Source organism: Microbacterium sp. CFBP 8801, assembly GCF_014839455.1.
Taxonomy (GTDB): Bacteria; Actinomycetota; Actinomycetes; order Actinomycetales; family Microbacteriaceae; genus Microbacterium.
The window spans coordinates 308599-328789 of sequence record NZ_JACYNU010000003.1 but is presented as its reverse complement, the minus strand read 5'-3'; the positions used below and the strand labels follow the sequence as shown (position 1 = coordinate 328789).

Here is a 20191-nt window from a genome sequence, read left to right as displayed (position 1 = left end):
CCCCCACACCCCCGGAAACACGCGGGTGTGGGCCGATCAGACGAAGCGGTCGACGCCGCCCCACCCGCCGACCCACGCCTCGAGGTGGGGCTCGTCCCTCGTCGGATGCACTCCGTCAGCCACCCGGGTGTCTCGGCGGAAGGCCGCCGAGGTTCCCCATCGGTGGGTGCGCCGACGCGACCGACGCGACTCCGCGAGTCCGAATCGCACGCCCTCCGCGGTGACCAGGTCGAGCGAGCCGATCTCCCCGTGATCGAGCGATGCCACCGCGTCGATGAGGGTGGTGGCATCCAGAATCACCACCGCCCGGGTCAGGTGCAGGGTGATCCGCGCGTCGGGGGTGGAAGCGTCGCCGGAGAAGAGCACGCGGGGATCGGCCGTCCATGCGTACTCGCGCAGGGAAGAATCCACCGCCACGGACGCCTGCGGGAACGACGCGAGGAAGGAATCGACGCAGAGGAAGGCCGCCGACGGGGTGACCGCATCGCGCAGACGGACGAGGAGGTCGGGTACCGAGGGGAGAAGACCCCTCCCCCGTGACCCTTGCACCGGGATCTTCGCGGCGAGGACCTGCGTCTGACGATTGCCCTCGGCCGCGCGGTCGCGGTCGTCGCGTCCGGCCCAGTCGGGACCGTCGTGCCAGGCCACGGCATCCGGAATGTGTGCGAGCACTCCGCCGGCCTGCCAGGCACGATGCGCCCACTCCCAGTCCTCACCGCCATAGGAGGAGAACGACTCGTCGAATCCCTCGATCTCGTCGAAGAACGCGCGGGAACACGCGGCGACCGCGCTGATGACATACCGGTAGGAACGGTCGTCGGCGTGAAGGAGGTTCGCGCTGCGCGCATACGCCTCGACGAGCCACTCGGGCTCGGCCAGCTCCCGCGGCGGGGCGACCTCGGCGATCGGGAGACCGGCGGGCACCTCGGAAAGGTCGGCGTGACGACGGCGTCCGACGGTCACCGCGTCGGGGAGCAGAGCCGGGAGGCGCGACATCCGTCGGATGTACTCGGGCTCGGGCGTCGTGTCGGCGTCGAGGAAGCAGAGGACCTCACCCGTGGCGGCGGCGGCCCCCAGGTTGCGTGCGGCCGCGGCACGGAAACCCCGATCGTCCTGGCGGACGAGCCGAACGCCGCGAGGGACGACCGGCGACTCGGGCGATCCGTCGTCGGCCACGATGATCTCGAGCCGGTCGGCGGGGTGGTCCTGCTGCTGCAGCGCCGCGAGGGTGCGGGCCAACTCCTGCGGCTGCGCGTAGTGCGTGACGATCACGCTGACCCGCGGCGGATCCGGCTCGCGATGCGACACCAGGTCCCACCGGTTGCCCGGAACCCACGGCATCCGATCGTTCCATCCGCCGTCGTCCGCGTTCACCACGACAGGTCCGCCCACCAACGGCGGTAGGCCCGCGCGGCATCGGCGCGGCCGAACGGGACCGGGTCGACGCCGTGCCAGGTGCGGCCGGCATCGGCGCGCGCGGCCGCGACGGCCGAAGCGAGCTGCTCGGGCTCGACGACGTCGAGCGTTCCGGGCCGGAGGGCGGCCATCTCGTCGACGTAGCGGTTGCGCACGGCGACCGGCCGGCGGCCCCACCCGATCCACGAGGCGAGAGACCCCGACGCCGACACGTGACGGTGCGCGATCACCGGGACCGCGACCCGCCGCGCTCGCGCGATCATGTCGGCGTCGTCGAGCCACCCGGTCACCTCGACGGTGACGCCGGCCGCGGCCGCGGAGCGGACGAACGCGTCGAGGTCGGCCGCGTGACCCTCGGACGCGCGCCCGAGCACGCTCAACCGTGTCAGGCCCGAGGCGGCGGTCGCGGCGAGTGCCTCGTCGTGCCCCTTGCCGGGGTAGAAGTAGCCGAGGACGCCGACCGCGTCGTCGGAGGGAGCGGAGACCGAGGGCGGAACGCTCGCGACGGGGAGCGGCACGACCGTCACCGGACCGTCCCAGACCCCCTCTTCCCGCAGGAGCTCCCGCTCGTGCGCGCTGTTGACGGCGACGGCGCGCGCCGCCTCGGTCACGGAGCGGTAGAACGCCCGCCGCCGGGGGCGGTTGCGTTCCCCGTCGGAGGCCTGCGGCACATCGTGCAGGGTCGCGGTCAGCGGATGCCGCCGGGCCAGCGCCTCGACGGTGCGCGTGGCCTCTTCGGGCGAGGCCCCCCAGAGCCGATCGGTGATGTGCGCGTGCACGGGCGTGCCCGGGGGAAGGGATGCCGCCTCGTCGGGCGCGAGGACCCGCACCCCGGGGGCGCCCCGCCCGATCTCGGCGGCGATCTCGCGCGCGTACACGGCGACGCCGTGCGGCCCCGGGTGGGCGAGCAGCACCGGGAGGGCGGCATCCGGGATCGACGTCGTCATGCGGCCTCCGCCCACGTGCGCAGCAGCGGAGCCAGACGTTCCGCGACGGCGGCGAGCAGCGCGGGGCGCTCGGCGTAGTACGCGAGATGCGCCTCGCGCACGAGGGCGGCCGGCACCGTCTCGCCGTCGACGATCCAATCGGGCCGCGGGGCGGTGTCGAGATCCCACGCGTCGACAACCCAGCTCTCGAGCGGCGCACGGACGGCGGCGAGGATCGGGCGGCCCGGGTCGACCACCCGGCCGGGCGCCCCGAGTGCGGCGACGATGCGCTCCCCCAGGGGGAGGAACAGCGCGTTCCCGGGATGATTCACCGTGCGGGCGAGGTCGTCGACCACCGGAGCGAAGAGATCGGATGCCGCGACGCCGAGCCCCCGGGCCTCGCGGCGCCGCAGTTCCGCGATCGAGGCGTCGGCGATCGCGCGGACCGTGGCGGCCGGCACGCTCGACGCGACCGGAGTACCCAAGGCCTCGGCGACGATCCGGACGTCGTGGTACGCGACGAGCGGCGGATCCTCGGGGAAGTCGGGGAGGCGCAGAACAGCCTGGAACGGATGCAGTCCGGCGAAGCGCACGGCCGGGACCGTGACGGTGCGGGCTGCGGCGGGAAGAGCGGCGCGCAACTGGGCGGTGCCCAGCGGAAGGCCGCGGTAGTCGTCGCGGATCGGCTGCGCGACCAGGAACGCGGCATCGGCGAGGAGGACGTGCAGGCGCCGGGCATCGTCGGCGGTGAGCTCGTGCACCGCGGGGACGCGCACGGCGGGAAGAACCTCGGACGAGATCACCAGCCGCAGTGACTCCGCCTGGCAATTGCCCACCACCAGGCCGAAACCGTCGGCCGGGGCCTTCTCGCCGTAGAACTCGGCGTAGTGGCGACGGCGCGCTATCACCGCGTCGCCGTGGTCCGCAAGGCTTCGCAGTCGCGCCCTCTCACCACCCATGATGTGAAGGTATCCGTCGGTGTCATCGTCGTCCCAACCGCCCCGTTGCATTGCGATGTGCCTGGCGATGCGGTACGCGCACCGTCACGCACGCAAGCACGAGGAGAACACGAGATCGTCGTCACCACCGTCCCCCCGGTCCGGGTCGCGGCCGTCCCCTCGGCCCACCCCTATGTCGCCGCCATCACCGACCGCGACCACGTGACGCTGCTGTCGGACCCACCGCCGCCGGGAGCCCCCGCCGGCCAATGGTGGCCGCCGCAGGTGCTGCTGCCCTCGTGGCTCGAAGCGCACGCCGACGACTTCGATCTGGTGCACGTGCACTTCGGCATCGAGTCGTACAGCCCGGACAAACTGCGCGAGACGGTCGAGACGCTCCGTCGGATCGGGCGACCCCTCGTCTACACGGTGCACGACCTCGAGAACCCGCAGCTGAGCGAGCAGGACGCGCACCGGGCGTCGCTCGCCGTCCTCGCCGCGGGCGCCGACGCCCTCGTCACCCTCACCGACACCGCCGACGCCGAGGTGCGCGGGATCGTCCACCGACCGACGACGGTGATCGCCCACCCCACGCTGCTCGGCGACGCACCACGCCCCACCGGTCACGGCCACGACGTCGCCCGCATCGGCGTGCACCTGCGCGATCTCCGCCCCAACATCGATGGGGTGGGGACCACCGCGACCCTCGTCCGCGCCGTCGCCGCCCTGCGCGCGGAGGGTGCGCGGATCGAAGCCGTCGTGCGGATGAACGAGCGGGTGCGCGACGCCGAGGCGGCGGCATCCATCGACCTCCTCGTCCGTGACGCCGACGGTGTCAGCGTCGAGCGCGGAGCCCGTCTCGACGACGACGCCCTCGCCGAGTGGCTCGCCGACCTCGACGCGTGCGTGCTGCCGTATCGGCACGGCACCCAGTCGGGCTGGGCGGAGCTCTGCTACGACCTCGCCGTTCCGGTCGTCGGCACCCGCATCGGCCACATCGCCGCCCAGCATCCCGGCGACTTCCACGCCTTCGACGTCGGCGACCCGCTCTCGCTCGCACGCGCGATGGTGGAGGCCACGGCTCCGGCCTGGTCGACGCCGGGATCGACGCCGCGCACGGCCGAGGTGGACCGGCGACGGGCCGAACGTCTTGCGGAACGGAGCGAGGTGCGTGCCGCGCACGTCGCCGTGTACCGCCACGCACTCGACACGGAGGTGGCCGCATGATCCGCGGCGCACGGTCGCTGCGGGTGCTCGTCGTCGCCCCGTCGCGCTACCCCCTGCGTCAGCCGCACGCCGGCGGACTGGAGGCGTGCGTCTGGGACCGCGTGCGCTGGCTGCGCGCGCGCGGGCACGAGGTGACCCTGTGCGCCGCCGAGGGCTCGGACTTCCTCGGTGACACGCCGGAGTTCTCTCTGCCCGCTCCCGCCTGGACGCGGCCGGAGGCGGCATCCGACACCGAGTACCCGCACGGGTATGCGGCGGCCGTCGACACCGCCTTCGATGCGGCCCGCGACCGCCTCATCGCCGACCGCCACCTGTACGACGTCGTGGACAACCACAGCCTGCATCCCGCGCCCATCCGGTGGAGCCGCGAGGCGGACATCCCGGTCGTCACGACCCTGCACACGCCGCCCCTGGAACACATGCTGGAGGCCGCGGCCGACGTGCGCGACAGCCCGCACCGTTTCATCGCCGTGAGCCAGGCGACCGCGCGCGCGTGGTCGGTCGAGGGGGTCGACGCCTTCGTCTTCCCCAACGGCATCGACACCGACCAGTGGACGCGCGGCGCCGGCGGACCGTCGTGGGTCTGGTCGGGGCGCGTCGTGCCCGAGAAGGCACCGCACCTGGCCATCGAGGCCGCCCGCTCGGCGAACGCCCACATCGTGCTCGCCGGCCGGATCGGCGACGTCGACTACTTCGAGCAGGAAGTCGTGCCCCGGCTCGGCGTGCACGCCCGCTACGTAGGCCCGCTGCATCAGCCCGACCTCTGCCGCCTCGTCGGATCGTCGGCCGTCGCCCTGGTCACGCCCATGTGGGAGGAGCCCTTCGGCCTCGTCATCGCCGAAGCACTCGCCACCGGCACCCCCGTCGCGGCCTTCGACATCGGCGGGGTCTCCGAGGTGCTCGCGGGCATGCCCGGATCGGCGACGGTCATGCCCGGCGACGTCGTCGCGTTGGGCAAAGCCGCGGCCGAGCTCGCCGCGCAGGGCGCGCGCGAACCCCTCACGCGCGTCTGGACCCGCCGGGCGGCCGTGCGACAGCACTCGCTCACGGAGCGCTACCGCGAAGTGGAGCGGGTGCTCACCCACACCGCTCAGCCCGTCGCCGCGCGACGCGTGCCGGCGGTGTCGCGGTGATCGGCTGGTACGTCCACCACCACGGCTTCGGCCACGTCGCGCGTTTCCTCGCCGTGCACCCGCACCTGCGGACCCCCGTCGTGGCGTTCTCGTCGCTCGCCCGTCCCGCCGGACTCGCCCCCGAGACCCAGTGGGTCGTGCTCCCGCCGGACGCCGATGTGGTCGAGGCCGCCGACGGCACGGTGCTCGACCCGCGCGAGGCGGAACCGACCGCCCGGGGGAAGCTGCACTGGGCACCCCACGGGCACCCGGGACACCGCGCACGACTGGCCATGATCGCCTCCGCCGCGGTCGACCTCGATCTCGACGTCTTCGTCGTCGACGTCAGCGCGGAGGTCGTGGCCCTCGCGCGACTCCTGGGGCTCCGCACTGTCGCGGTGACCCAGCCCGGCGCGCGCACCGACGCGCCCCACGCCCTCGCCTACGCCCTGGCCGATCGCATCGTGGCCCCCTGGGCGCACGGCGCGGTGCCCACCCCCGCCCTGACCGAGCACGGCGATCGCGTGGTGTGGACCGGGGGCATCTCGCGCTACGACGGACGCACCCCGCCCGAGTCCGCGACCGAGCGGTCAGTGCTGCTGCTCGGCCGTGTGCTCGAGCCGGAGGTCCGCGACGAGGCCACCGCACGTCTTTCCGCTCGCGGCTGGCGGGTCACCGCGATCGGGCACGACGAGGCCTCCCGCGTCGACGACCCCTGGCCGTTGCTGGCCGGCAGCACGGTGGTCGTGAGCGCCGCGGGCCAGAACAGCGTCGCCGACCTCGCGGCATCCGGAGCCCGCGCCGTCGTCATCGCGCAGGACCGCCCCTTCGACGAGCAGCGTGCGACCGCCGACGCCCTCGCCCGCTGGGGCCTCGCGCAGCGGGCGGACGACACCGTTTCGGCCTCCGACCTGGCCGATCTGGTCGAGCGGGCCGCCTCGACCGAACCGGACTGGTCGCGCTGGCAGGTCGCGGGCGCGGCCCACCGCATGGCCGCCGCCCTCGAGGCGGTGCGGCCGTGAGGACGGCGCTCATCACGGTCGCCTCGGCGGCGCGGCGCGAACACCTCGAGCGCCAGCGCCGCGTGATCGCCGAACTCGCCGACGACATCGTGCGCGTCGAGGCGTGGCTGGACGAGACGCCACCGGACGGTGTCGCGGAGGCGGGGACGCTCACCGTGCTCGTGCCCCCGGGGCCGCATGGACTGCGGGTGGGCGTGGGGCGGAACCGCGCGGCGGACGCGGCGATCGCCGCCGGCGCCGAGCTGCTGGTGTTCCTCGACGTGGACTGCCTGCCCGGGCCCGACCTGCTGCCCGCCTATCGCGCCGCCACCCGCGCGCACCCCGACGCGGTGCTCTGCGGAGCGGTGACCTACCTGTCGAGCGTGCAACGGCCGGAGAACCTCGACGACCTGCCCCTTCTCACCCGCCCGCACCGCGCCCGCCCGGCGCTCGGACCCGGCGAGACGCGGCGGGCCACCGACGGGGAGTACGACCTGTTCTGGTCGCTGTCGTTCGCCGTGACCCCGGCGACGTGGGACCGCATCGGCGGCTTCCACCCCGGGTACGAGGGGTACGGGGCCGAAGACACCGACCTCGCCTGGTCGGCTCGCGCTGCGGGCGTCGAGATGCAGTGGGTCGGCGGGGCGGACGCGTACCACCAGTGGCATCCGGTCTCTTCTCCCCCGTGGCAGCACCTCGACGACATCCTGCGCAACGGGGGCACGTTCTTCGAGCGGTGGGGAGCGTGGCCGATGGGGGGATGGCTCGACGCCTTCGCCGCGGCCGGGGCGATCGAGCGCCGCGGCGACGGCTGGGTGCGCGTGCGCTGAGCCGGGGCGTGACGGCGTTGAGTGTCCGCGACACGCCGCCCTCGGGCGGGGCGCTACGGCGTGTCTTGGACACTCAACGGGTATCCGCGGGGCGGGGCGGAGGGCGTGCGAAAGCCCCGGCGCGGACGCCGGGGCTTTCGGGGCGGGTCAGGCGCCGCGGAGCCAGACCGTGGTCTCGCCGGGCAGCGTGTCGCCGTCGAGCGCGACGCTGGCGAGCAGCACCTCGCCCGCGGGCAGCGCCGCGGGCTCGGTGCCGAAGTTCGTGACCACCGTCCAGCCGTTCGGGCGGGCGAAAGCCACCACGTCGTCGCGACCCGTCTCGATCCACTCCATCTGCTCGTCGGTCTGCAGCTCGTGCCGCAGGTCGAGCGCGCGGCGGTAGAGCGACAGCGTCGAGGCCGGGTCGCCGTCCTGCAGGTCGACCGCGTACGTGCCGAACCACTCCGGCTGCGGAAGGTGGGCGCCCGCCGAACCGAAGCCGAACGCCGGGCCGTGCTCGGTCCAGGGCAGGGGCACGCGGCATCCGTCACGGCCCTGATCGACGCCGGGGCTGCGGAAGAACGTCGGATCCTGACGGTCGGCGTCGGGGATCTCGGCGACCTCGTGCAAGCCCAGCTCCTCGCCCTGGTACAGGTACGCCGAGCCGGGAAGGCCCAGCACGAAGGCTGCGGCGGCGCGGGCGCGGCGCTCCCCGCGGCGCGAGTCGAGAGCCGGCGACTGCCCGCCGGAGAGCAACCACTCGTTGCCGTGCTTGAGGGTCGGACGCCCGTCGGCGGCGCGCTCGGCGTCGGGGAGTCCGTACCGCGTGGCGTGGCGGACGACGTCGTGGTTCGACAGCACCCACGTGGTCGATGAGCCCGACTCCGCGGCCAGCGCGAGGTTGTCGGCGACGATGCGCCAGAACTGCGCGGGGTCGAAGTCGGCCTCGAGAAGGTCGAAGTTGAACGCCTGGCCGAGGCTGTCGGCGCTGGCGTACAGCGGCACGCGCGAGGGGTGCACCCACGCCTCGGCGACGGCGGTGCGCGGCGGGTCGTAGGAGTTGAAGACCGCGCGCCACTCGGCGTAGACCTCGTGCACGTCGTCGCGGTCGATCATCGGGTGGGTGCCGTCGTGCGGCAGGGCCTCGAGCTCGGCGCGCGAGCGCAGGGGCTCGCTGAGGTCCTTCGTGAGCATGTGCGCCACATCGATGCGGAACCCGTCGACCCCGCGGTCGCTCCAGAAGCGCAGCGTCGTGACGAAGTCGGCGCGCACCTCGGGGTTGACCCAGTTCAGGTCGGGCTGCGAGACGTCGAAGTTGTGCAGGTACCACTGCCCGTCGGCGACCCGCTCCCACGCCGACCCGCCGAAGAGCGACACCCAGTCGGTGGGCGGCTCGGCGCCGTCGACGCCCGACCCCTCGCGGAAGACGTAGCGCTCGCGCGCCGCCGAGCCCCGGCCCGCCGCCAGCGCCTCCTGGAACCAGACGTGCTTGTCGGAGGTGTGGTTGGGGACGATGTCGACGACCACCCGGATGCCGTGGGCGTGCAGCTGCGCGATGAGCTCGTCCATGTCGGCCAGGGTGCCCAGTCGCGGGTCGACGTCGCGGTAGTCGGCGACGTCATACCCGCCGTCCGCGAGGTCGGAGGGATAGAAGGGGCTCAGCCAGACGGCATCCACCCCCAGCTCGGCGAGGTACGGCACGCGCGAGGTGATGCCGCGGATGTCGCCGAGGCCGTCGCCGTCGCTGTCGGCGAAGCTGCGGGGGTACACCTGGTACACCACGGCCTGACGCCACCAGTCGGGGGCGTCGGACAGCTCGCGGGTACGGGCGGAGGGGGATGCGGTCGTCACGAGGAGGGTTCCTTTCGAGGGGAGGGGAGGGGAGGGGAGGGGGTCAGCCCTTGACGGCGCCCTGGGTCACGCCCGCCATCACCCAGCGCTGGGTGAAGAGATAGGCGACGATCGCGGGGGCCATGGCCATGAGGTAGGACGCGAAGGCGACGTTGTAGTTGTTGCTGAACTGCGTCTGGAAGAGGTTCTGCCGCACCGGAAGGGTTTGCAGCGTCGGGTCGCTGATGATGAGCGAGGGCATCATGAAGTCGTTCCACGCGTAGAGGAAGGCGAAGATGCCGACCGTGGCGCTCATGGGAGCCAGCAGCGGGAAGATGAGCTGCCAGAAGGTCTGCCAGGTCGTCGCGCCATCGATCCGCGCGCTCTCTTCGAGTTCGAGCGGGATGGAACGCAGGAACGCGGTGAACAGCAGCACGCTGAAGCTCAGCTGGAACATCGTGGCGAGGATGATCACGCCGAACGGGTTGTCGAGGCCCACCCGGCCGGTGAGCTGGATCTGCGGCAGGGCGACGACCGGGAACGGGATGAACATCGCCGCGAGCAGGTAGAAGAACGAGTACCGGAAGAGCTTGCGCTCCCAGTTGCGGGCGATCGCGTACGAGGCGAACGCGGCGAGGACGATGGTCGCCATCACCGTGCCGGCCGTGACGAGGAGCGAGATCGCGAGCCCCACGGGGAACTTCGTCAGCGTCCACGCCTGCACGAAGCCGTCGAAGCTGATCGGCGAGGGGAACGAGAACGCGTTGCCGTCGACGATCTGCGTGCCGCTCTTCAGCGCCATCGAGACGGTGACGTACAGCGGCAGCAGGACGGTGAGGGAGCAGAGCACCAGGATGGTCGTCGTCGACCAGTTGATGCGCTCCATGCCGACGCGACGGATGCGGCGCTTCTGCGGCTGGTCGGCGGGGACGGCGAGTTCGGCCTGCTCGAACGCGAGCGCGGGCTGGTTGAGAGCGGTCATGACAGGGTGTTCCTTCCCCGGGTCAGCGAGAGCTGCAGGAGCGAGATGACGATGGCCACGACGAAGAAGAGCGCCGCGTTCGCCATCTGGTACGCGTAGTCCCCGCCGTTGAAGCCGAGGATGATCGACATCGCGACGCTGCGGGTCGCGGTGCCGGGACCGCCGCCGGTGAGGCCGACGATGATGTCGTAGGCGTTCAGGAAGCCCTTGAAGCCCAGGATGATGTTGATGACGACGTACCCCGCCACCAGCGGGAGGGTGATGCGCAGCAGCTGCTGGGTCTTGCTCGCCCCGTCGAGGCCCGCGGCCTCGTAGACGTCGCCGGGCACGGACAGCAGCCCCGCGATGTAGATCAGCAGCGTTCCGGGGATCGCCTGCCACGCGGTGACGATGACGATCGCGACCCACGCGAGGTCGGGGTTCGCCAGGAGCGAGGTCTCGAGCCACGGGATGCCGAGCGAGGCTCCGGCCTCGGGCACCGAGTTGCTGAAGAGGAAGTTGAAGACGTAGGCGATGATGATGCCCGAGATCACCATCGGGATGACGAAGACCGTGCGCAGCGCCTTCTTGAAGCGGATCTGCGAGGTCAGTCCCACGGCCAGCAGGAACGCCGCGATGTTGACGACGATCACCGTCGCGACCGAGAAACCGAAGGTGAACAGGTAGCTCTGCAGGATGGCCGGGTCGCTGAAGATCGCGATGTAGTTCGTCAGCCCGGTGAAGTTCCACTCGCCGAGGCCGATCGAGTCGGTGAAGCTGAAGAAGATGCCGATGATGCCCGGCACCGTGATGGCGAGGGTGAACAGCACGAGGGTCGGCAGCAGGAACAGGTAGTAGATCGGCTCGACGCGGCGGCTGCTGCGCCGAGCGGTCGTCTTCCCGCCCGTCACGATCGTGGTGGTGGTGGTCATCGCGCGTCCTCCTCGACGGCTGCGTCGGTCGTGGACGCGGGCGGCTGACGGAACGCGAGGCGCGACCAGTCCTCGTCCATGGTGCGAAGCGTGGCCTCGGGCGAGGCGCCGAAGATCATCGCCTGGGCGTAGTTGAAGGTGGGGATGGTCTTGGGCACGAGCACCGAGGCGCCCTGGTAGATGCGGCCCTCGTCGTAGTACGGGATCATCCCGGCGACGCGAGGGTCGCTCGGCGACGGAGCGTCCTTCGTCGGCGCGAAGCCGAGCTGCGACTCGTTGTAGGCCTCGATGATCTCGGGCTGGTACAGGTACTCGAGGAAGTCGCGCGCGGCATCCTGGTGCCGGGAGGCCTCGGGGATGATCGCCGCCAGATCCATGTTGACGCGGACGGCGAGGTCGTCGGGGTCGTCGGTCATCGGCAGCGGGAACGTGCCGACCGCCAGATCGGGCGCGGTCTTCGCGATCTCGCCCAGCGCCCACGGGCCCTGCAGGTACATCGCGGCCTCGCCCTGGGCGAACGCGAGATTGCCGTCGCCGTAGGCCCGGCTCTCGGCATCCGGATTCGTGTAGTTCTGGGCGAGCTGCATCATGCGGTCCATCGGCTCGGTGAAGTCCTTGGCGAACGAGACCTGCGACTCGGGCCCCACCTCGGCGCCCTCCGCGGCGAGGCCGTCGAAGAAGTCGAGGACGTCGAGCGAGCCGCCGACGGAGTAGTCGTACCAGCCCTGCGCCACGGTCCAGTCGTCTTTGAAGGTGCCGTAGAACGGCGTGATGCCGTTGGCTTTCAGGGTGACGGCGACGGCGAGGAGCTCGTCGTAGGTGGTGGGGACCGACAGACCCAGCTGCTCGAACATCTGCGTGTTGTAGATGACGGATGCCGCCATCACCGAGTACGGGAGCGCGCTGGTGCGCCCCGCGCAGGAGCCGTACTGGTCGAGGAGCGGCTGCAGGTCGTCGCGCACGCTGGCCGCCGCCTCGGTACCGCCGAGATCACTCAGCGCACAGCGCTGCACGAACCGGGCGACCTCGTAGTTGTAGTTGGCCAGCATGATGTCGGGCGGATTGCCACGCACGAAGCTCGCCGACACGACGTCGACGCCGGAGCTGTCCATCTCGACGCGTACGCGATCCTGCGAGGCGTTGTACTCGGCGACCACGTCGTTCATGAACGACAGCGCTTCACGCTTGCTGAAGGTGAATCGAATGGTCTCGCGGCCGTCGGAGGAGCAGCCGGCCAGCATCGCCATCCCGAGCACCCCCACCGTCGCCGCGGCGACCCATCGTCGGCCCGCTCTGGTCTTCGTCGACACGTGTTCCTCCTTCGCTGCACTGCGAATATGTTGTCCCGTCGAGTAAATCTACTCGTCAAATCAATGTCGTGCAGGCAGTATTGCAGGAGAACGAAAGGGGGTCAAGAGTGTCGATGGATGCCATCACGACGACGCCGTCGCTGCGTCGCCACAACCTCGATGCGGTCCTGGGCTATGTCTGGGACGCCGACGCCTTCACCGCGAGCGACGTCATTCAGGCCGTGGGCGTGACGCGCTCCACCGCCATCGACGTGCTCGACGAGCTGACCGCCCGCGGCCTGCTCACCGAGATGCCGAACGCCCGAGCGGTGGGCGAGTACTCCAAGGGCCGACCGGCCCGACGCTTCGCCTTCGACCCCGGCGCGGGCCTGGTCGTCGGCGTCGACGCCGGCCGGGGCCACCTCACCGCCACCGTGGCCGACCTGCGCGGACGAGCACTCGCCACCTCGCGGCTGACCGTCGACCCCGAGCTTGATTCGCCCGAGCGACGCCGGCGCGCGGCCGAGGCGACGGTGGACGCCGCCCTCACCCGCGCACGACGCGCGCGCACCGAGATCATCGGCCTGTGCGTCGGAGTGCCCGCCCCCGTCGCCCGCTCGGGGCGCTCGCCCGTGCACCACGACGGCTTCTGGGCGCGCATGAACCCCGACTTCATCGACAGCTTCGCCGCGTGGGCACCCGTGGTGCGCGTCGAGAACGACGCCACCCTGGCCGCCGTCGCCGAGCGCACGCACGGAGCCGCGGTCGGCAGCGACGACTTCGTCGCCCTGCTCGCCGGCGAGCGTTTCGGCGCCGGCATCAGCGTCGACGGACGCCTGCTGCGCGGCGCGCACGGCGGAGCGGGCGAGACCGTGGCGTTCGATCGCGTGGACGGGGTCGGCAGCGCCTGGGGCCTCGCACCGCGGTGCGTCGACGCGGCGCGCGAGGCCCTGGCATCGGGCTCCCTCCCACGCGACAGCGCGCTGCGCGGCATCGACCCCGACACCCTCGACGCCAAGACCGTGCTCGACCTCGCCGCCGCCGGCGACGCGGGGGCCCTCGGCGTCGCCCGGGCGGTGGGCCCGGCGCTCGCCGGGGTGGCGGCGGTGTTCGGCAGCCTGTTCGACGTGGAGCGCGTGGTGGTCTCGGGCGCGATCGCCGCCGGAGCCGGACCCATCATCGACGCGGCCATCGGCGCCCTGCCCGCGTCGCTGCACCTGCCGGCCCCGCGCATCGTCGCCTCGACCCTCGGGGCGGACATCGTGTCGATCGGGGCCGTGGCCGCGGCCGTGGAGACGGCCCGCACGCACGCCCTCGACCTCGACGCCTTCGCCCTGCCCGCCGATCGCGCGCGGGCGTGACGGGGAGACCCTCGGGGGAAGAGAGGGTGGCGGGCCGCGGCATCCGAAGCCGACGCCGACCGCACGACGAGAGGTCGGGCGGCGGCAAGCCCCCTCGCCGGATCCGACGCTGCGGATAGCGTCGGGACCGTCTCATTCCCGATCGAGAGGAAACCGGATGCCCGCGTGGCCCGAGCACGTCTTCTGGTGGCACGTCTACCCGCTGGGATTCGTCGGCGCTCTCATCCGCGACGACGTCGACCCGGATGCCGAACCCGCACACCGCCTCGACCGCTTCGAGCCGTGGCTCGACCACGTCATCGAGCTGGGACTGAACGGCCTGCTGCTCGGCCCGGTGTTCGCGTCGGAGACGCACGGCTACGACACCGTCGATCACTTCCGCATCGATCCCCGCCTCGGCGACGACGAGGACTTCGACCGTCTCGTGTCGGCGGCGCGGGAGCGCGGCATCCGGATCCTGCTCGACGGCGTCTTCAATCACGTCGGCCGCGGGCACCCGGCGTTCCGCGCCTTCGCCGACGGCGGCGACGACCCGGGGTTGTTCCGCGCCCGCCGCGTCGACGGCCGGGTCGAGGCCGACGTCTTCGAGGGGCACGACGCGCTCGTGGCGCTGGACCACTCCTCGGAGGCCGTGGCCGATCTCGTCGTGGAGGTCATGTGCCATTGGCTGGAGCGGGGCATCGACGGCTGGCGATTGGATGCCGCCTACGCGGTGCCCCCGGAGTTCTGGGCCCGGGTGCTCCCCCGCGTGCGCGAGCGGTTCCCCGAGGTGTGGGTGGTCGGCGAGGTCATCCACGGCGACGGCGCCGGAATCGTTCGCGCCTCGAGCATGGACGCGCTCACCCAGTACGAGCTGTGGCAGGGCGTCTGGCACGGGATCTCGGACCGCAACCTGTTCGAGCTGAGCCACGCGATCGAGCGTCACGACGAGCTGCTGGCGACCTTCGTGCCGCAGACCTTCGTCGGCAACCACGACGTCACGCGCATCGCCTCGGCGGTGGGCCCCGACCTCGTGCCCCACGCCCTCGCGGTGCTGTTCACCGTCGCCGGCACGCCGTCGGTCTACGCCGGCGACGAGTTCGGGTGGACCGGGGTGAAAGAGCAACGCCTCGGGGGCGACGACGCGGTGCGGCCGGAGTTCCCCGCCGATCCGGGCGAGGTCGACGCCGACGTGCGGATCCTGCGAGCGCACCAGGCGCTCATCGCCCTGCGGCGTCGGAAGCCGTGGCTCTGGCGCGCCCACACCGACGTCATCGAGGTGACGAACACCGCCGTCGCGCTGCGGACGGCCGTGGGCGACGACGCCGTGGTGGTGGCGCTGAACATCGGCGACGAGCCGGTGACCCTGCCGGTCGCCGACGGGCGGACGGTGGTCGCCGGGGAGGGCACCCCGGCCGACGGGCGGCTCGAGCTGGGCCCGCGCGGGTGGGCGGTGCTGGAGGCCTGATCAGCGGCATCCACCTCGTTCCCGCCGGGCATGTCCCGAAACGTGCGAGTTCGACGGGCTGGAGCTGCACGAAGTGGGACATGCGACGTGGCGAAGGCGACGCAGCAGCAGCAGCAGCAGCAGCGGCGACGCAGCCGCTCAGGCTCCGACGCGGAAGCGGTGCTCGGGGCGGCCCGTCGAGCCGTACCGGAGGCTCACCTGCACCAGGCCGCGCTCGGCCAGGGCCGTGAGGTGCCGCTGCGCGGTCGCGCGGGAGACGCCGATGCGCTCGGCCACCTCGCTCGCCGAGGCCTCGTCGGCGCCCAGAGCCGCCAGCACGGTCTGCTCGGTCGCCGAGCGGGCGAGCGACGGCCCCTCGCGCTCCCCGCGCATCACGGATGCCGCGCGGTCGATGTCGTCCTGCGACAGCGGCCGCGAGCTGGAGAGCAGGTTGCGGTACCGGGCGTAGCGGTCGAGACGCTCGGCCAGCACGCGCGTGTCGAAGGGTTTGACGAGGAAGGCCAGCGCCCCGGCGGTGAACGCGCGGCGGACGGTCGCGGCATCCGTCGCCGCGGACAGCACGAACGCGTCGACGCCGGCCGAGCGCACGAGGTCGACACCGTCGCCGTCGGGCAGGTACACGTCGGCGAGCAGCAGGTCGGGCTGGTGCTCGGCGAGCGCGGCGCGGGCCTCGCCGACCGTCCGCGCCGGCTCCAGGGCGACGAAGCCCGGGCGGGCTGCGACGGCGTCGCGGTGCAACCCCGCCACACGGAAGTCGTCGTCGACGACCAGGACGCGGATGTCGGTCATTCGTTCTCTCCTCGCAGGACTCCCGGCAATCGGGCGGCCACGACGGCACCGTGGCCGTCACCACCCGGGTCGACCACCCACACCTCGCCCTCGCGACGGCGGGCGAACTCGCGCGAGAGCGGCAGCCCGATCCCGAGGCCGTGCACCGCGGTCGGGTCGTCGTCGCGCTCGCGGGGGGCGAAGACGGCATCGACGTCGGCGATGCCCCCACCCGTGTCGGCCACGGTCATCACGATGGCGTCGCCGTCGCCCAGCACGGCGACCTCGACCCCGCGCGGCGCGGGGGCCGAGGCCGCGGCGGTCACGGCGTTGTCGACGAGGTTGCCGAGCACGGCCACGACGTCTTCGACGTCGTCGACGGTGCCCCGCAGGAACGTGTCGTCGGAGACCCTCAACGTCACCCCGCGTTCGCGTGCGGCGAGCGCCTTCGCCCCGAGGAAGGACTGCAGCATCGCGTCGCCGACGAGGTCGATCCCGGGCACCGCCCAGTCGACCGAACCGCGGTCGACGAGGTCGGCGAGGAAGGCGCGGGCCTCGGCCGTGCGCTCCGCATCCAGCAGGCCCACCGCCGCGTGCAGGCGGTTGGCGTTCTCGTGCCGCTGCACGCGCAGGGCGTCGCCCATCGCGCGGACGCTGTCGAGACGCCCCGACAGCGCGGCGACGTCGGTACGGTCGCGCAGCACCGCGACGCGCCCGAGCGTGCGCGCACCGCGGCGCACAGGGCGCACGTCGATGAAGACGACCCGGCCGCCGACGGGCAGCCCCGTGCTCGCGCCGGTGCCGGCCAGGGCGGTGGCGACGGCGGGCGCGAGGGCGAGGGCGGAGAGGGGGCGGCCGACGGCATCCGTGATCCCGAGCAGTCGTTCGGCCGCGGCGGTGCAGACCCGCACGATCCCCGCGTCGTCGAGCGCGAGCACTCCCTCGTCGGCGCCCTCGAGCACGGCGGTCTGGGTCTGCACGAGAGCGACGAGCTCCTCGGGCTGCACCCCGAGCGTCAGTCGCTCGAGCCGGCGGCGCATGAGCAGCGCGACGGCCGCGCCGATCGCGACGGCCAGCAGCACCGCGACCGCGATGCCGACGAGGAGGGCGGGGAGGTCGTCGAAGACGCTCGCGCGCTCGAACCCGACGCTCACCTCGCCGACCGGGGCACCGCCGGCGGGCGGATAGACGGGGACCTTGGCGCGGGCGGACTCCCCCAGGGTGCCGACCTCCCACGTCACGACCTCGCGGCCCGCGAGCGCGTCGGTGAAGCTCGTGCTCACCACCTCGCCGAGGCGGTCCGGATCGGGGTGGGCCAGACGGATGCCGTGATCGTCGGTGATCACGACGAACAGGCCTTCGGTGCGGGCGGTGACGTCGGCGGCGTACCGCTGGAGGACACCGTCGCGGAGCGTCGCGGCGACCGGCGTGCCGGGGTCGGCGGAGTACTCGGCGACGAGGTCGCGCACCTGGGGCGACTCGGCGACCGAACGCGCGATGTTCAGGGCCGAGGAGTCGGCCTCGGCCCTCAGCTGCTGCACGCCGAGCCACGCGAACACCGCGGTGCACACCGCGACCACGGCGACCTGCGTGGCGACCTGCACGACGAGCATCCGGGTGGCGAATCGCATACGCACCTCCGGGCTCGTGCTGCGCGAAATGCGCAGAACACACGGTACGCGCATAACCCGCCGCAATGCGAGCAAGCGCGCGCCCGGGGGCACGGCATCCGTAGTGTCGCCGGATCGAGAGCGCGAGAGCCGCGCCCGTCACGACGAAGGAGTCGCGATGACCCCCCTGATCCTTGCGGCCGAAGCGGCCGAGTACCCGGTGGCCTATACGCCCGCCGACGGGGTGCTCGTGGCCCTCGGCTTCCTCATGGTCCTGTCGTTCATGGCGCTGATCATGACGCGGCGCCTGACCCCCATGGTCGCCCTCATCGTGGTTCCCACGGTCTTCGGCCTCATCGCCGGCGCGGGCCTGGGCCTCGGCGACATGGTCATCGACGCGATCAGCACGATGGCGCCCACCGCGGCCCTGCTGATGTTCGCGATCATGTACTTCGGCATCATGATCGACGTGGGGCTCTTCGACCCGCTGATCCGCGTGATCACGCGCGTGCTGGGCGACGACCCGGCCAAGATCGTGCTCGGCACCGCGATCCTCGCCGCCGCCGTGTCGCTCGACGGCGACGGGTCGACCACCTTCATCATCACCACCTCGGCGATGCTGCCGCTGTACCTGCGGCTGGGCATGAGCCCCGTGGTTCTCACCTGCGTCGCGGGACTCATGAACGGCACGATGAACATCGTGCCCTGGGGTGGCCCGACCGTGCGCGCCGCGACCGCCCTGGGCCTGCAGCCCACCGACGTGTTCGTGCCCATGATCCCCTCGTTGATCGCGGGCCTGGTCGTCGCGCTCGCCTTCGCGTGGTTCCTCGGTCTGTCCGAGCGCAAGCGTCTCGCGGGCTCGGTCGACACCTCGAAGCTCGACGCCCCCGGTGGATTCGGTCGCCTCGGCGCCCCGAAGATCTTCCGCGGCGCGGAGCACAAGCCCGGCGCGGTCGCGTCGCTGCGCACCGGCAACATCGTCACCGTCCGCGGCGGGCGCGACGCCGTCGCCGCGACCCAGCTCGTCGACACCGCCGACACCGCGATGGCCGACACCATGCTCGACCCGAACCGCGCGACCCTGCGCCCGAAGCTCATCTGGTTCAACCTCGCGCTGACGGCCGCCGTCATGGTGCTGCTGGTGATGGACCTGTTCCCGCTCGCGTTCGTCTTCATGGTCGGGGCCGCGGTCGCCCTGATCGTCAACTTCCCCAAGCTCCGCTCGCAGGCCGATGAGATCGTCGCCCACGCGCCCAGCATCGTCGGCGTCGTGTCGATGGTGCTCGCCGCCGGCGTGCTCGTCGGCGTGCTCAACGGCACGGGCATGGTCACCGCGATGGCCTCGTGGATCACCGAGGTGATCCCGACGTCGATGGGCCCGTTCCTCGCCGTCATCACCGGGGTGCTGTCGATCCCGTTCACGTTCTTCATGTCGAACGACGCGTTCTACTTCGGCATTCTGCCCGTGCTCGCCGAGAGCGCCGCGAACTACGGCATCGCCCCGGTCGAGATGGCGCGCGCCTCGATCACCGGCCAGCCCGTGCACCTGCAGAGCCCGCTGGTTCCCGCCATCCTGCTGCTCGTCTCGCTCGCCGGCGTCAACCTCGGCGACCACCACAAGAAGGTGCTGTGGCGCGCGACGATCGTGTCGCTCGTCATGCTCGGCGTCGGCGTGCTGGTGGGCGCGGTGCCACTGCTGGGCTGAGACCGCGTGCTCGAACGAACACCCCGGATGCCTCGGCATCCGGGGTCTTCTCGGTTGACGGCGTCAGCGCGCGCGAGGCGCCGACGAGCGCACGACGAGACGGGTCGGCAGGGGGTGCTCTCGGTTGCGGTGCCGGGCTCCTCGACCGATTTCTGGTCGCGAAAGGTCACGGATTGATCAAAGTGAAGCCTCGCGCCGAGCCGCCGGGCGGGGAGTCGACGGTTTCGCCGTGTTGCACCGACGACGCCGACGCCCGCGCAAGCGTTTACCGTCGTAGTCATGACTTCGCTTCCGCACGGGGACCACGAGAGCACCCCCGCGATCGGCACCACCGTCTCGGCGGACGACTTCAAGCGCGCGTTCCGGGGCCACCCGGGCGGCATCGCGGTCATCACGGCCTACGGCGAGAACGGCCCCGTCGCACTGACCGCTTCGTCGGTGTCATCGGTCAGCGCCGACCCGCCGCTGCTGATCTTCTCGGTCTCGGCGCTGTCATCGGCGACGCCGACGATCATCGCGGCCGACACGATCGTGGTGCACCTGCTCGACGCCGAAGACATCGGGCTCGCGCGAACGGCCGCCACGAGCGGTCTCGACCGCTTCGCCGACACCTCCACCTGGTCGCGGCTGGCCACGGGCGAGCCCGTGTACCACGGGGTGCGCGCATGGCTGCGGTGCCGGATCGTGAGCCGCATGGATGCCGGCGGCTCGACCGTCATCGCCGCCCAGGCCCTGCAGGTCGACGTCGAACGCGACCTCGAACCCGGCGAGTCCGGCGCCGCGCTGGTCTACCACAACCGCGCCTGGCACCGCCTCGGCGACCACTCCCGCCTGGACGACTGAGCCGGGGCGACGGTCG

Annotated in this window: 17 protein-coding genes; 8 read left to right on the top strand and 9 right to left on the bottom strand. The window is 72.3% G+C overall.

Features of this window, described 5'->3' with window-relative positions:
* Positions 1–36: 36 nt before the first annotated feature.
* The 3 genes from IFR11_RS06170 to IFR11_RS06160 are packed head-to-tail and all read right to left on the bottom strand — an operon-like array spanning position 37 to position 3250.
* Positions 37–1377 carry a glycosyltransferase family 2 protein gene (locus IFR11_RS06170; RefSeq protein ID WP_342030253.1) on the bottom strand — a complete coding sequence of 447 codons (1341 nt, stop codon included), beginning with the start codon at positions 1375–1377 and terminating at the stop codon, positions 37–39.
* Positions 1371–2363 (bottom strand): hypothetical protein, encoded by a 993-nt coding sequence (locus tag IFR11_RS06165; RefSeq protein WP_191915580.1) that lies wholly within the window; start codon positions 2361–2363, stop codon positions 1371–1373. Before IFR11_RS06165 ends, IFR11_RS06170 begins: the two co-directional genes overlap by 7 nt.
* Positions 2360–3250 carry a WcbI family polysaccharide biosynthesis putative acetyltransferase gene (locus IFR11_RS06160; protein ID WP_342030252.1) on the bottom strand — a complete coding sequence of 297 codons (891 nt, stop codon included), beginning with the start codon at positions 3248–3250 and terminating at the stop codon, positions 2360–2362. Before IFR11_RS06160 ends, IFR11_RS06165 begins: the two co-directional genes overlap by 4 nt.
* Before the next feature lie 108 nt (positions 3251–3358).
* Here IFR11_RS06160 and IFR11_RS06155 point away from each other — a divergent pair, with 108 nt between their 5' ends.
* The 4 genes from IFR11_RS06155 to IFR11_RS06140 are packed head-to-tail and all read left to right on the top strand — an operon-like array spanning position 3359 to position 7450.
* On the top strand, positions 3359–4507 hold the full coding sequence (locus IFR11_RS06155) for a glycosyltransferase (RefSeq protein ID WP_191915578.1): 1149 nt from the start codon (positions 3359–3361) through the stop codon (positions 4505–4507).
* Positions 4504–5640, top strand: a complete 1137-nt coding sequence (locus tag IFR11_RS06150; RefSeq protein ID WP_191915577.1) for a glycosyltransferase — start codon at positions 4504–4506, stop codon at positions 5638–5640. Before IFR11_RS06155 ends, IFR11_RS06150 begins: the two co-directional genes overlap by 4 nt.
* Entirely contained in the window at positions 5637–6641 is a 1005-nt protein-coding gene (locus IFR11_RS06145) for a hypothetical protein (RefSeq protein WP_191915576.1), read from the top strand. Before IFR11_RS06150 ends, IFR11_RS06145 begins: the two co-directional genes overlap by 4 nt.
* Complete coding sequence (locus IFR11_RS06140) at positions 6638–7450, top strand: glycosyltransferase family 2 protein (RefSeq protein ID WP_191915575.1); 813 nt, start codon at positions 6638–6640, stop codon at positions 7448–7450. Before IFR11_RS06145 ends, IFR11_RS06140 begins: the two co-directional genes overlap by 4 nt.
* A 147-nt stretch (positions 7451–7597) precedes the next feature.
* Here IFR11_RS06140 and IFR11_RS06135 read toward each other — a convergent pair whose 3' ends face one another.
* Genes IFR11_RS06135 through IFR11_RS06120 form a run of 4 tightly spaced genes read right to left on the bottom strand, consistent with a single transcriptional unit; the run spans position 7598 to position 12399 of the window.
* Positions 7598–9280: an alpha-amylase family glycosyl hydrolase gene (locus IFR11_RS06135; RefSeq protein ID WP_191915574.1), complete on the bottom strand. Its 1683-nt coding sequence runs from the start codon at positions 9278–9280 to the stop codon at positions 7598–7600.
* A 43-nt stretch (positions 9281–9323) separates the two neighbouring features.
* The gene (locus IFR11_RS06130; RefSeq protein ID WP_191915573.1) at positions 9324–10241 is read right to left on the bottom strand and encodes a carbohydrate ABC transporter permease; all 918 of its coding nucleotides are present in this window, start codon (positions 10239–10241) and stop codon (positions 9324–9326) included.
* Positions 10238–11152 carry a carbohydrate ABC transporter permease gene (locus IFR11_RS06125; protein WP_191915572.1) on the bottom strand — a complete coding sequence of 305 codons (915 nt, stop codon included), beginning with the start codon at positions 11150–11152 and terminating at the stop codon, positions 10238–10240. The genes IFR11_RS06130 and IFR11_RS06125 overlap by 4 nt, the downstream gene beginning before the upstream one ends.
* Complete coding sequence (locus IFR11_RS06120; protein WP_197978811.1) at positions 11149–12399, bottom strand: ABC transporter substrate-binding protein; 1251 nt, start codon at positions 12397–12399, stop codon at positions 11149–11151. Before IFR11_RS06120 ends, IFR11_RS06125 begins: the two co-directional genes overlap by 4 nt.
* Before the next feature lie 176 nt (positions 12400–12575).
* Here IFR11_RS06120 and IFR11_RS06115 point away from each other — a divergent pair, with 176 nt between their 5' ends.
* Both IFR11_RS06115 and IFR11_RS06110 read left to right on the top strand, forming a co-directional pair.
* Positions 12576–13802 (top strand): ROK family protein, encoded by a 1227-nt coding sequence (locus IFR11_RS06115; RefSeq protein ID WP_191915570.1) that lies wholly within the window; start codon positions 12576–12578, stop codon positions 13800–13802.
* Positions 13803–13959: 157 nt separating this feature from the next.
* Positions 13960–15249, top strand: a complete 1290-nt coding sequence (locus IFR11_RS06110) for an alpha-amylase family glycosyl hydrolase (protein ID WP_191915569.1) — start codon at positions 13960–13962, stop codon at positions 15247–15249.
* A gap of 138 nt (positions 15250–15387) precedes the next feature.
* Here IFR11_RS06110 and IFR11_RS06105 read toward each other — a convergent pair whose 3' ends face one another.
* Both IFR11_RS06105 and IFR11_RS06100 read right to left on the bottom strand, forming a co-directional pair.
* The gene (locus IFR11_RS06105; RefSeq protein ID WP_191915568.1) at positions 15388–16038 is read right to left on the bottom strand and encodes a response regulator; all 651 of its coding nucleotides are present in this window, start codon (positions 16036–16038) and stop codon (positions 15388–15390) included.
* Entirely contained in the window at positions 16035–17648 is a 1614-nt protein-coding gene (locus tag IFR11_RS06100; RefSeq protein ID WP_191915567.1) for a sensor histidine kinase, read from the bottom strand. The genes IFR11_RS06105 and IFR11_RS06100 overlap by 4 nt, the downstream gene beginning before the upstream one ends.
* A gap of 157 nt (positions 17649–17805) precedes the next feature.
* Here IFR11_RS06100 and IFR11_RS06095 point away from each other — a divergent pair, with 157 nt between their 5' ends.
* The gene (locus tag IFR11_RS06095; protein WP_055940633.1) at positions 17806–19332 is read left to right on the top strand and encodes a CitMHS family transporter; all 1527 of its coding nucleotides are present in this window, start codon (positions 17806–17808) and stop codon (positions 19330–19332) included.
* A gap of 279 nt (positions 19333–19611) precedes the next feature.
* The gene (locus tag IFR11_RS06090; RefSeq protein WP_055833010.1) at positions 19612–20175 is read left to right on the top strand and encodes a flavin reductase family protein; all 564 of its coding nucleotides are present in this window, start codon (positions 19612–19614) and stop codon (positions 20173–20175) included.
* The last annotated feature ends 16 nt before the right edge of the window (positions 20176–20191 follow it).

Excerpts from the sequence above, each read along its gene's own strand:
- IFR11_RS06130 (WP_191915573.1), bottom strand. The coding sequence starts at position 10,241 with ATGACCGCTCTCAACCAGCCCGCGCTCGCGTTCGAGCAGGCCGAACTC.
- IFR11_RS06125 (WP_191915572.1), bottom strand. The coding sequence starts at position 11,152 with ATGACCACCACCACCACGATCGTGACGGGCGGGAAGACGACCGCTCGG.
- IFR11_RS06120 (WP_197978811.1), bottom strand. The coding sequence starts at position 12,399 with ATGGCGATGCTGGCCGGCTGCTCCTCCGACGGCCGCGAGACCATTCGA.
- IFR11_RS06110 (WP_191915569.1), top strand. The coding sequence starts at position 13,960 with ATGCCCGCGTGGCCCGAGCACGTCTTCTGGTGGCACGTCTACCCGCTG.
- IFR11_RS06095 (WP_055940633.1), top strand. The coding sequence starts at position 17,806 with ATGACCCCCCTGATCCTTGCGGCCGAAGCGGCCGAGTACCCGGTGGCC.
- IFR11_RS06115 (WP_191915570.1), top strand. The coding sequence starts at position 12,576 with ATGGATGCCATCACGACGACGCCGTCGCTGCGTCGCCACAACCTCGAT.
- IFR11_RS06100 (WP_191915567.1), bottom strand. The coding sequence starts at position 17,648 with ATGCGATTCGCCACCCGGATGCTCGTCGTGCAGGTCGCCACGCAGGTC.
- IFR11_RS06165 (WP_191915580.1), bottom strand. The coding sequence starts at position 2,363 with ATGACGACGTCGATCCCGGATGCCGCCCTCCCGGTGCTGCTCGCCCAC.
- IFR11_RS06105 (WP_191915568.1), bottom strand. The coding sequence starts at position 16,038 with ATGACCGACATCCGCGTCCTGGTCGTCGACGACGACTTCCGTGTGGCG.
- IFR11_RS06150 (WP_191915577.1), top strand. The coding sequence starts at position 4,504 with ATGATCCGCGGCGCACGGTCGCTGCGGGTGCTCGTCGTCGCCCCGTCG.
- IFR11_RS06090 (WP_055833010.1), top strand. The coding sequence starts at position 19,612 with ATGACTTCGCTTCCGCACGGGGACCACGAGAGCACCCCCGCGATCGGC.